The 11,770-nt window shown below is 48.9% G+C and carries 8 protein-coding genes; 6 read left to right on the top strand and 2 right to left on the bottom strand.

Going from position 1 to position 11,770, the window contains the following annotated elements:
• The coding region (locus tag D6024_RS23730) for a DUF4331 domain-containing protein (RefSeq protein WP_162944987.1) at positions 1 to 987 on the bottom strand (987 nt) is incomplete at its 3' end.
• Positions 988 to 1,693: 706 nt separating this feature from the next.
• Between D6024_RS23730 and D6024_RS23725 the strand changes: the two genes are divergently transcribed.
• From D6024_RS23725 to D6024_RS23715, 3 genes are all read left to right on the top strand, one after another.
• On the top strand, positions 1,694 to 2,824 hold the full coding sequence (locus D6024_RS23725; RefSeq protein WP_121357296.1) for an IS110 family RNA-guided transposase: 1,131 nt from the start codon (positions 1,694 to 1,696) through the stop codon (positions 2,822 to 2,824).
• Positions 2,825 to 2,860: 36 nt separating this feature from the next.
• Entirely contained in the window at positions 2,861 to 3,055 is a 195-nt protein-coding gene (locus tag D6024_RS23720) for a hypothetical protein (protein ID WP_121357295.1), read from the top strand.
• Between the two features lie 112 nt (positions 3,056 to 3,167).
• Positions 3,168 to 5,444: a T9SS type A sorting domain-containing protein gene (locus D6024_RS23715; protein ID WP_162944986.1), complete on the top strand. Its 2,277-nt coding sequence runs from the start codon at positions 3,168 to 3,170 to the stop codon at positions 5,442 to 5,444.
• Between the two features lie 237 nt (positions 5,445 to 5,681).
• On the opposite strand, the gene D6024_RS27470 is transcribed toward D6024_RS23715, so the two are convergent.
• Positions 5,682 to 5,807: a hypothetical protein gene (locus D6024_RS27470; protein WP_262670745.1), complete on the bottom strand. Its 126-nt coding sequence runs from the start codon at positions 5,805 to 5,807 to the stop codon at positions 5,682 to 5,684.
• Positions 5,808 to 6,347: 540 nt separating this feature from the next.
• On the opposite strand from D6024_RS27470, the gene D6024_RS23710 reads away from it, so the two are divergent.
• The 3 genes from D6024_RS23710 (at position 6,348) to D6024_RS23700 (ending at position 11,765) form a co-directional block, all read left to right on the top strand.
• The gene (locus D6024_RS23710) at positions 6,348 to 6,899 is read left to right on the top strand and encodes a sigma-70 family RNA polymerase sigma factor (protein ID WP_121357293.1); all 552 of its coding nucleotides are present in this window, start codon (positions 6,348 to 6,350) and stop codon (positions 6,897 to 6,899) included.
• Between the two features lie 19 nt (positions 6,900 to 6,918).
• Positions 6,919 to 8,043 (top strand): FecR family protein, encoded by a 1,125-nt coding sequence (locus D6024_RS23705; RefSeq protein ID WP_162944985.1) that lies wholly within the window; start codon positions 6,919 to 6,921, stop codon positions 8,041 to 8,043.
• Between the two features lie 218 nt (positions 8,044 to 8,261).
• On the top strand, positions 8,262 to 11,765 hold the full coding sequence (locus D6024_RS23700; protein WP_205573358.1) for a SusC/RagA family TonB-linked outer membrane protein: 3,504 nt from the start codon (positions 8,262 to 8,264) through the stop codon (positions 11,763 to 11,765).
• Positions 11,766 to 11,770: the final 5 nt, after the last annotated feature.

Genomic DNA, 11,770 nt, shown 5'->3' with positions numbered 1-11,770 from the left:
GACAAAATAGGGCTCAAACTGACTCTCGCTATTGGTCTTTGTAAAATTCCACTCGTCCTTCCTGCCAACAGGTATTATCACTTCGTTGGTAAGGGGCATCCCTAAACGGGACACCTGCACCCAATTACCGGTGTAGTTAACCGTGTTGTTACCGAATGTTTTGATCTGCTGCCGGCTGGCACTGGCCCACACGCCAATGACAAAATCCGGATCCAAAAGGTTCGCGGCCTGCGATACGGATTTGCCGTCTTTCTGCAAACGGCTGATGGGGATTTTCAAGGCAATGGTATGGACGTTAAAACGGGCCAGTCCGTCTTTTGGCGGGTTTACGGGATTTCCCTGGGGCCGGATGCTTCCTACATCAAAGGCGGCTGCCAGGTCAACGAAAAAGGGATCATCAACAGGGCCGCAGAAAAGTTTTTCGCCGCTGGAAGCAGAGACGATTGCATTCATCATTAAGGTATTGTAATCCCTATTCAGTCCAACAGCGCCTTCAACCGAGCGGGGTCCGATGTTGGGAGGCGGTACCATACCATTGGCCACGATGGTGCTGAACGTTGTGCCGCCGTTTGTGCTGCGTTCCAGGGTGTAGGTTGTTTTCCAGTTTTCCTTGCCGAGACGAATTCGGAAAAACGTTGAGGGGTCTTCGTTTACGGTCGTAAACGTGAAGCGGTACGTGATGTCGTCCAGGGTTGGATTGGCTGCTTTGTTCTTGATGTGGATTTCATAGCGCACCTCGTTGCCAAAGGTGTACCAGTTGGGTCCCCCTTCCGGTGACTCGAACGGGATGTAATTGGCAATGATGGTCACGGTGTTCGGGTCGTCAGGGCTTCGAAACGCGTAGACATCGGTGTTGTCGGCCAGGGGATCATTGGAAATGAGCGGGGCCTCGCGGTGCGAGGAAGCAAAGCCTGGCAAGGAAAGTAGCACGAAGCTCAGGACCAGGCAGCGCTTCCACCCACAAAAGAGTAAAACATTCTTTTGCATACACTTGTTGATTTACGGGTAAAAAATGTGTCATCAGGGCCGGTCTCGATGATTCACCCAGGAGTTAGATACCAGTTGGCGGTTTTGGAAGGAGTTGGATAAGAATAAACGAGAGAAAAGAGGGTTTGGATTGGGAGGTGCGGAATTTTTTTTGCTTTGCGGAAGAATTGCGGACAATAGCAAGTTACATTTTTTTTGTTGTACCATTTGTTGCTTCGCACGGAGTGCTGATTTGGAAGCTACCGACGTGGCTCCTGAGTGAATTGAACCTTTTCAGATAAGCAGTTGGCCAATCAAAATACGCTTGCAGATTTAAATCACGTGGCACGAGGGTGGAGGACCTACGCTTCGTCGCGTTTCGGCTCGTTTTGAGAACTCTTTCAAACATAAACAGCTATCGTTTTCAAGAATTCTTTTGTTTCAGTAATCATCCCAAAATGACACCTACGACAGATCGTAGTAAGCAAATTGGCTGCACCAATATTTCGAGAGAAAGAACTTGCGTACTGCGGTACAGTCATTCTTCTGTGTAGATTTAGGGAAAGTACTTCACGAAAAAGCCTTGTCGACCAATGGGCAAGTAGTCCATATCGTAGTCTGGTTTCACTTTCCCTGTATATTTCACAATGGGACCTTTCAGGAGCCCGTATAGAAGCGTAAATGTAGAAGGAAGGTGCGTGGAGTGCTTTTGCTTAAATCTTCTTTTATGCAAAAGCGTTCAACAAAAAACAAAGTTCCCAATGGTCTTCCACTTGTGCATGCCAATGCGGCTGGTATTGACATTGGTGATACATTCCATGCCGTGGCTGTTCCAGAAGGGCGGGATGAACAACGTGTGCGCACCTTTGGTTCGATGACCTGTGATCTACTTGCTATCGCAGGGTGGCTAAAGCAATGCAACATTGACACTGTCGCCATGGAGAGCACTGGTGTTTACTGGAAGCCACTTTTTGGTGTACTCATCAAAGAAGGCTTTGAGGTATACTTGGTCAATTCACGACACGTTCGCAATGTCAGTGGCCGAAAAAATGATGAAGATGACGCGATGTGGATACAACGACTTCATAGTTGTGCGCTTCTGAAAAGCTCTTTTTTGCCCAGTGATGAGCAGGAATCCCTCCGCGCGATGGTCCGGTTCCGCAGAACGCTCACGCAGGACCAGAGCCGTTTTGTGCTCCGCATGCAAAAAGCTATGGAGCTCATGAACGTCAAATTGCACACGGTCATTAACGACATCACCGGGCAAAGTGGGTTGGCTGTTATAAGCGCCGTTCTTGCCGGGGAACGAAACCCGGAAAAGCTACAGACGTTTGTCGGAAAGACGGTGAAGGCGGACAGAGAAACGATCATCAAATCACTTCAGGGTACTTGGAGAAGCGAGCAATTGTTTTTGCTGAAGGAATGCTATCAGTGCTACTGCTACTACAAGGAACGTATCACTATCTGTGATCAGGAAATTGAACGTCAGTTGCAGACTTACCAAAAAGCAGAACCCCTGCAGGTTGGCCCAAAAGAAAATTTAGCTCCTGCGCTCAGCAACGCAAAAAAACGGGCACACAAGAATACGCCCCAGTTTGACACACGTGCTTTTCTCCAAGCCATTCACGGTGTTGATGTCACAGCCATTTACGGCATGGGCGAAGGCACTGCGCTTGAAATCCTCTTCGAAACCGGTGCAAACCTAAGCAAGTGGCCCACGGCCAAACATTTTATCTCGTGGCTGAACCTGTGTCCAAACAACAAAATCACGGGCGGTAAGCTAATCAGCAGCATGCTTTTAAAGAAAACACCCAATGTGGCTTCGCAGGCCTTCCGCCATGCCGCCAACGCTGTATAACGCAGCGATAACTGGTTAGGTGATTACTTCCGTAGAATGAAAGGCAAAGGCGGCAACCGTTATGCAATAGTGGCCACCGCCAACAAGATCGCTACCATCTACTACAAAATGGTCCGCTACAAACAAGAATTTAATCCGGTCGACCTGCAAGAATATCAGACAAAATATAAACAAGCAAAGATTGCATTATTGGAAAGGAAGCTCTTTGAACTCAAACAGCAAGTGGCTTGAGTACTATAGAAGGTCTAAGCTCTCGATTTTGCCATTGGTGTAGAATTGGATAGGAGAGGAAAACTCGATGGTGTATTCAATCTCTTAGCGTCCGAATCTTAAGCTATGCCTCGTGTTTTTTAGGGAAAAATCTCTTTTTTTAATTAAATTGCTTTTCAAACTAACTACTATCTATAAACTGACTGTTCCTATGCAAAAAGTGTGTGCTTTTCTTCTCTTTCTCATAGTGTTTGCACCTGCTGCATTTTCTCAAAACTTGACGTGGAAGACCTTTGCCTCGGGTTCAGGGATATTCTTTACCATTCGAAGCGATGGTACGCTTTGGGCCTCTGGTGGAGACTACTTGGGTGATGGTTCAGTTGGCTCCAGGCCGACTCCAATACAGGTTGGTACCGATACCGGTTGGGCAAGTGTAGCCTGTGGTACATTTCATACTGTTGCATTGAAAAAGGATAGCACACTTTGGGCTTGGGGCGATAATGCCTACGGTTCACTTGGAGATGGTACCAACACACCGAGAACCTCACCGGTGCAAATTGGGGCTAGCAAATGGCGGAGTGTAGTTGCTCTATTAAACACTACGATTGCCATTCGCAAGGATAGAACCCTTTGGGGCTGGGGCATCGGTAATGTAGGTAACGGCCCTTATGATCCACATTTTTCGCCAGTTCAAATTGGGGCGGAATCTAACTGGGTGAGTCTCGCTGCTGGCGCTTATCATATCTTGGCTATAAAAAGCGACGGTACCCTTTGGGGCTGGGGATACAACGGATATGGTGAAGCTGGGCCTGACGGAACAAGCCCTGCCCAGATTGGCACAGACAAAGATTGGGTTGATATCTATGGCGGTGATTATGTCAGCCTTGGTCTAAAGATCAATGGCACGCTTTGGGCATGGGGATACAACGGATATGGACAACTTGGCGATGGAACAACGGTAAACAAGTCATCGCCAGTACAAGTTGGTACGAGTAACCAATGGCGGATGATAGGTGGTGGCGATGGGTTCAGTATGGGTGTACAAAGTGATGGTACCCTTTGGGCATGGGGCCAAAATAACAAAGGTCAATTGGGTGATGGTACAACCACTCAGCATAACGAACCGGTTCAAATTGGCGGACATGACAATCCACAGCAGATAAGTAGAGGAGGGTTTAACTTTTATGGTGCGCTACTTTCTGCAGATGGGAAAACTTTCTGTTTTACGGGTGAGAACTACGGACAGTTTGGCAATGGGGTTGAGAGAAGTACAGCCTACTCCTACGAGTGCCAGAACAATTATTGCTTGAACTATACACTTCCTGTGGCAAGCTTCGTTCAAGTCATTCCTGTTGGTGGAGTGGGAAATAGGGTGGATTTTCAGGGTAGTTGTAACCTTGTCTCTTCCATCACACCAAGTGGTGCTAATCCTGTAGCAGGAAACATCGCCGATAGTGTTTGGATAGAGCCAAGTGTTCCCACTACAGCCAGCGGACAGCCATACGTACAACGGCATTATGGCATCACACCTTCACAAAATGGCACTACCGCTACAGCCACCATCACCCTTTATTACAGCCAAGCCGATTTCACGGCCTACAACACTGTTCCCAACCACGGACCTGACCTCCCCATTGATGCAGCAGACATAACAAACAACAAAGCCAATGTGCGCATCTACAAACGCAGCGGCACGAGCAACAACGGCACAGGACTGTTTGATACTTACAGTGAAACCACCGCCGGCATTGTTCCCACGAGTGTAGAGTGGAATAACAGCGTGAACGCTTGGGCAGTTACTTTTGATGTGGCTGGTTTCAGCGGTTTCTTTCTTGCATCGGCTTCATTTTCACCGCTTCCTCTTACGCTTGTTGATTTTTCCGCCCATTTGCAAGCGGCTGATGGGGTGCTGAACTGGAGAACGGCCAATGAGCAAGGCGTGGCTACTTTTGAGGTGGAAAGAAGCATGGATGGGAGAAACTTTGCCAAAACGAACAGCTTGGCGGCTACTAATGCAAGTGCTGGCAATATTTACACCTTCACCGACAAAAACATTGTGGCGCTGGGTGCGCCTGTCGTATACTATCGCCTGAAGATGGTGGACAACGACGGAACCTTCCGCTATTCACGTATCCTTCCGGTGAACATCTCCCGGAGAAAAGCCTTAGTGATGCTTTACCCCAACCCGGCACGGGAAACCACTAGTCTGCAAGTGGCCAGTGCAAAGAAAGAAATGCTCCGCTACAGTATAGTGGATGCAACCGGCAGAACTCTTGCCAGCGGGAGCATAAATGTGGTAGAGGGTAGCAATGTGTTCACCATTGAAACGAGTAGCCTTTCGGCAGGAACCTACACGTTGATGGTAAAAGGAAGTGAAACGCTAACGCAGGTGAAGTTCGTTAAGAAATAATACGACCAGACTACTCTTTTAGGTAGCTCCTTTTTCGCAGGGGGTATTTTGTTCCTACAGTATTTAAGTGTCGAAATATCTCATGTTCGCTTCTTTAAAAGGCAGGTTGAAACCGCTCCCCGTCGCGTAAGACCACTTGCCTACTACCTCCGGTACACTATTTTTAATTATTTTATAGTGTTTTCTGAAATCAATTGCATCGTTTTTGGTTCTATTACATTCGGGGATGTTTTCAGTTCAAACCGCTTCTTTGCACCGACCAATGCCGATAGCCGCTTCCGGTATAAACTGCCGCAGCACATACAATTCTTTTAACTGCTGCCGCAGTTGGTTTGATAATGGCTTATCCTTGGTTGTTTCCATTGATTGCTTTTTTTCTGTAGGTTTTCCAATGTTTTGTTAAGCCGGCGTTTTCCATATGTCGAAAATAATTTTTTAGAAAGTAGGAAAGGATATTACATTTAGAAGATAAATTTCGATTTGTATTATAAAATTGAAATTGCCGCTTTGCGGAAAACGATTTCCCCAAAATGGAACCTGTTTGCTTGTGAGCTGCCGATCAATCATCATGGCACGAACCTGTATGGTTGGATCATGTAGCAGGGTGTATCCGCATGGTCCTGGAACTGCATTTCGAACGGATTGCTTTTATCGCTTTGACCCTTGCGTAGAAATGTATCTGGTTGCCGGGCATCATGAAAAGAGGCAGATGACAAGCCTGGCTTTAAGCAGCTGCTGGCTGGTCCGGGTTGTTAGCGTATGACTGCGGCAACGGCTCCCAAATAGGACCGACGCAGGCAGGGTTCACGCATTGACGTTGGGAAGTATCTGTCGGAATCATTTAAAGAAACAATGCAGCAAAAGTCTCCATTCTTTGCTGTTATTTTTTGAAACTGTAATCTTATGGAAATGATCGACCAGGATTTGTTGACTGCTTTAAAAAAAGGCGATGAATTGGCCTTCGAACAGGTGTTTAAACAGTATTTCAAACCGTTGCGGTTGCAGGCTTATCTTATTTTAAAAAACGGTGAGGAGGCAGAAGACCAGGTGCAGCAGCTTTTTTTGGATCTTTGGAATAAACAACTTTACCGCAGCGTTCACCAGTCGCTGAAATCCTATCTTCATGCGTCCATCCGTAACCGGTGCCTGAATTATTTAGCCAAGTCAAGTGTGGAAAATAAAAAGCGGCTTGAATACGCCGCGCATACGACGGCTGGCCTCTGGGAAGAGGTGCAGGATCGGCCGGCAGAAGGAGGTTTCCTGGCGATGCTGCACGAATTGCCCGCTCAGCGTTTCAACGCCTTTCGGCTGGTGCATCTGGAAAACAAGCAATACACCGAAGCCGCAGCGGAAATGGGCATCAGTGTGAATTCACTGAAAAGTCATTTAAAGCTGGCGGTCAAATTTTTGCGTGTGCGGGTAAAAATGAATGCGGTTCACCCCTTTGATAAATAATGTTGTCTACAGAGTAGGAATGGAATATACAAGTGAGCAGATACAAGTTATGTTGCTGGAGAAGATCACCAACACCATTGATCCGGCGGACAACCAGGTATTGGAGCAATTGCTGGCCCATGACCCGGATGTGCGTCAGCAATGGCTGGACCTGAATGAACTGGTGCAGCAGGCAGCAGAAACAGGTTTTTCTATAACGAAAAATGAAGAGCAAAACTGGCAGGAAATCAAACCCCTTTTACAGAAACGCAGCACACCGCGCCTCGCGATCCTGAAAGCGCTCAGCGCCGCAGCCGTCGCGGCAGCTGTTTTTACCGGGATCTATTTATTCAACGGACAGCGAGAGCCTGTGAAGGAGGCACGAAGTGTACCCGGGGTGACACTTGCCCTGGAAAACGGCACAATTATTCCCATTCAGCGCGGGGTTTCAAAAAAAGTTGCATTCGACGGCACCACCATGCAAATCGATGAGCGGGGTTTGACGGATCAGTCGTCTCCCTCCGGGAGCGTACGCTGGCGAACCGTATCCGTGCCTCCTGTGTTGGCGTACAAGGTCTGGCTGGCCGATGGCTCGGAAGTCTGGCTGAATGCCGCAACGAAACTGCGTTTTCCTTGCGGTCTTCCCGGTCCTACACGCGAAGTCTATGTGGAAGGGGAGGCCTATTTTAAAGTCGCGAAAAACAGGCTTCGGCCTTTTGTTGTGCATACGCCGCAAACAGACGTGTGGGTCACCGGAACGCAGTTCAATGTGAATACCTATCATCCTGATAACATCCAAACCGCACTGGTAGAGGGTTCCGTTACAACCAAGGGAGCCGGAAACAGGCAGGTACACTTAAGACCCGGTTACAAGGCAACCTACACTGTGCAAAAAGGATTTCAGACTGAAACCTTTGATGAGTCCGATGTGCTATCCTGGATGAAAGGCGTTTATTATTTTCACAATACCCCCTTGCAGGAACTGTCGGGTGTTTTGACGCGGTGGTATGGCGTCAACGTTCATTTTGAAAATAGGGCCCTGCAAACGAAAACATTCAGCGGGGCGTTGACGAAAACCCAATCCTTGCAACTGTTCCTGGAAAACCTCCGGTTGTCCGCAGACGTGTATTCTTCCATAAAAGACAGCGTTCTTTATCTGCGCTAACGCGTGCCGTTCTGATACCTGCCCGCTGTTGCTGCCGCCGACGGCCGCAGGACAGTGGGCATGCCGGCTTCGGCTATCGGGCGCCAGCATGCGTTTTCTGTTCGCGATAAAGGAGGGATAAAAAATAGAAGATAAAAAAGCGCTTACCTGTTCACCCGAATTGCTGTTTTCCTGTCTTAGGGAAGACGATTCTTCTTTAACTCCAAAATCTGAAACGAATGCTTTGCTTAAAAGAAAAGGTGACCGGGCCTTTTTCCCGCTGGTTCCTGCTTGTTCTTTTCCTCCTGGGAGGTATTGCTGCCAATGCGCAAAACAACCCGCAAGACCCATGGGTGACCATCGGCAAGGAACACATGTCGCTGGCTGATTTGTTCAAATCCATAAAAAAACAAACGGGTTTTACCCTGTTCTACAGTAACAGTGTCCTGGACGATTCCGAAAAAATGAAATTGAGTTCCGGCAAAGTGCGTTTGGACGATTTGCTGACCGAAGTGTTGTATCCGAAAAACATCGCATGGGTTTACAAAGACCAGGTGATTATTCTGCGGAAGAGAACGGCGGTTTTGCCTGCACGGTCTTCAGGCATTATGAATGCGGCACTCATTCAGCAGGGAAGCACAACTGCAATCGAGGCCGCACAGGTCATTACCGGAAAAGTCGTGAACGGTGAAGGAAACCCTGTCGCGGGCGCCTCTGTGCAGGTGAAAGGCGCAAAGGGGGGAACAGCGACGAAAGCAGACGGCACATTTGAACTTCAGATTGAAAACGGTGCCGGTGTTTTGGTGGTGTCTTTTGTAGGCTACGAACAGCAGGAAATCGCTATCGGCGATAAAACAAGCGTGCACGTTGTACTGAAACAAGCAGCCGGGCAGTTGAGCGATGTGGTGGTGATCGGGTATGGAACCCGCAAAAAGTCGGATCTGACGGGTGCAGTGGCCTCAGTTTCAGCCAACAATTTAAAGGAGCGTGCCGCTGTGAACTTTGGAGAAGCCATTGCGGGACAGTTGGCGGGTGTGCAGGTGCAGCAAATCAATGGCGCCCCTGGCGGGGAAGGACTTTCCATCAGGGTAAGGGGGACCGGTTCGATCACACAATCCAATTCTCCCCTGTATGTGGTGGATGGCTACCCTATGGAAGACGGGGCTTTCCGCCTGGTCAACCCGAATGATATTGAAAGCATCCAGATTCTCAAAGACGCTTCCTCTACTGCGATTTATGGCTCCCGCGGTGCGAATGGCGTTGTGATCATCACGACCAAAAAAGGAAAGTCCGGTACGCCGACCGTTAGTCTCAATGTCTATACGGGTGTGCAGCAACGATCCAAAAAGATTGCTGTCATGAACCGGGACCAGTATGTACAATGGTTCATGGATGGACGCAACCAGGCCTGGCTTGATCAGCCCATTATCAATGCCGATCCCGATAAATCGCCGCATACCGTTAATGACCCGAATGGCCGGAGGAAACTGTACCCCAGTGCCAATTCGCTGTACATGATTCCCGATGGCCAGAACGGTTATAAATACAATTTTTTTGATCCCGCTTCGGTTGCGCAAATGCCCGATAACGATTGGCAGGATCAGTTGTTCCGCACGGCACCCATGAAGGAATACGAGGCTTCCGTCACAGGCGGTAGCGACAAAACAAGGTATGCGTTTTCGGGGAGTTATGTCAAACAGGAAGGTATCTCGCTGAATACCGATTACCAGCGGTTTAACTTTCGGAACAACATCGAATCGCAATTGGCCAAACGTCTGAAGGTCGGTTTGAATTTGAATGCCTACAGCACCAAAGGCCGCGAGCAGGCCAATGGAAAGGATGCGCCCATCCTGTATTCGCTCACGCTTCCGCCCGTTTATGATTTATACAACGCTGACGGCACCTATGGATCCATGGTGCGCAATCCCGAGATTTTGGCCGGTGATGTGGCCAATCCGATCGGCATCGCAGAACAAATCGAGCGTTACCGCCGACGGTATGGCTGGTTGGGGACATTGTATGGTGAACTTGATGTGACGGACAACCTGAAATACCGCATCAACATCAACGGGGGCATCCAGAACAATAACTACGAAAACTACGAGCCTTCTTATGTCGATCTTGATGGTTCAAAAGGGCCCAGACCGGCCAAAGCCACCAATGAACTGGCTACCGATTACGACTGGGTGCTGGAGCAGACACTTTCGTACACTCAAAAGTTTGCGCAAAAGCACGATGTGGCGCTCCTGGGGGGCTTTAGCAGCCAACAGCACAACAATGATTTTATGTATGGCGAGGCCAGAGGCTTTCCCAATGACAACATCCACACGCTGAACGCGGGTACCATGTACCAGCTTTCCAGCACGAAGTCGGCTTACTCGATGATCTCTTATTTTGCCCGTGCCAACTATACGTTCGACAGCCGTTACCTTTTGACAGCAACGGTACGCACGGACGGGTCGTCCCGCTTTGGCCAAAACAAAAAATGGGGTGTGTTTCCTTCGGTTTCTGCCGCATGGCGGGTGAGCCAGGAAAACTTTATGGCAGGCTTGTCGCACACCATCAACGATTTAAAAATCAGGGCTAGTTACGGGGTTGCCGGGAATAACCGCATAGGTAATTATTCGGCCATCGGACTACTGGGCACCGGTTTTTATCCGACAGGCGATGCCTTGCAAAACATCGTGAGTCCAAGCACCATTCCAAATGCCGATCTGGGATGGGAAAAGGTGTTGCAAACGAACGTGGGGTTTGATTTGGGCCTGTTCAACAACCGCATACGGCTGGAAGGCGATTTTTACAACAGCAAATCCATTGATCTGTTGCTGAATGTACCCGTCCCGACGGTGACCGGGTATTCCAGTCAAATCCAAAACATCGGGAAAGTCCAGAACAAAGGGATGGAGTTTTTGCTGACAACGAAAAACCTGACCGGAAGGCTGAAGTGGTCCAGTGATTTCAACATTTCTTTCAATAGAAATAAAGTATTGGAAGTGGGTCCGGGAGGTCAGCCAATTTTTGCCAGTGCGCCCAATGCAAACAATGCGTTTATCACGAAACCGGGTTTCCCCATTGCCAGCTTTTACGGTTATGTGTTCCAGGGTGTGTTTATGAACCAGGATGAACTGAACAAGTACCCGCATTTGCCAGCGGATAAAGTCGGCGATGGCCGGTACCTGGATGTTAACGGCGACGGAAAGCTCGACCAGACCGACAAGGCTATCCTCGGCAATAATCAGCCGAAATTTGTGGGTGGCTTTGGCAACAATTTCTCGTACCGGAACTTCACCCTTTCCGCCCAGCTGTCGTATTCGTACGGAGCACACTTGTTCAGCTTTTTCAAACGGATGGTTGACATTTATCACGGTGACCGCAACTCGATGATCGAGCAGGTAGACCGGTGGCGTTCTCCCGACCAGCCGGGCGACGGCATGCACTTCCGGGCCACGCGAAATCCAACAGGCTGGCAGCGGGATCCCTCTTCGGCCTGGATCACGGATGGCTCCTATGTTCGTTTGAGAAATATTACACTGGCCTACGATTTCAATCAGATTAAATTAAAGACCGTCAACATCAGCAGCTTGCGGTTGTACGCTACGGGCCAAAATTTGACGACCTGGACAAAGTATCCCGGTTACGATCCGGAAAACAGCAGTGAAGGCGATGGCCTTTCCAGGGGTGGCGATTACCTGGGCTACCCTGCTGCCCGTGCGTTTATTGTTGGTCTGAACCTTACATTCTAAATCTT

The sequence above is a fragment of the Flavisolibacter nicotianae genome (assembly GCF_003628535.1).
Lineage (GTDB): Bacteria > Bacteroidota > Bacteroidia > Chitinophagales > Chitinophagaceae > Flavisolibacter > Flavisolibacter nicotianae.
The sequence above is the reverse complement of the archived record's forward strand: the minus strand, read 5'-3'. Positions and strand labels throughout refer to the sequence as shown.

Excerpts from the sequence above, each read along its gene's own strand:
- D6024_RS23725 (WP_121357296.1), top strand. The coding sequence starts at position 1,694 with ATGCAAAAGCGTTCAACAAAAAACAAAGTTCCCAATGGTCTTCCACTT.
- D6024_RS23720 (WP_121357295.1), top strand. The coding sequence starts at position 2,861 with ATGAAAGGCAAAGGCGGCAACCGTTATGCAATAGTGGCCACCGCCAAC.
- D6024_RS27470 (WP_262670745.1), bottom strand. The coding sequence starts at position 5,807 with ATGGAAACAACCAAGGATAAGCCATTATCAAACCAACTGCGGCAGCAG.
- D6024_RS23710 (WP_121357293.1), top strand. The coding sequence starts at position 6,348 with ATGGAAATGATCGACCAGGATTTGTTGACTGCTTTAAAAAAAGGCGAT.
- D6024_RS23705 (WP_162944985.1), top strand. The coding sequence starts at position 6,919 with ATGGAATATACAAGTGAGCAGATACAAGTTATGTTGCTGGAGAAGATC.
- D6024_RS23700 (WP_205573358.1), top strand. The coding sequence starts at position 8,262 with ATGCTTTGCTTAAAAGAAAAGGTGACCGGGCCTTTTTCCCGCTGGTTC.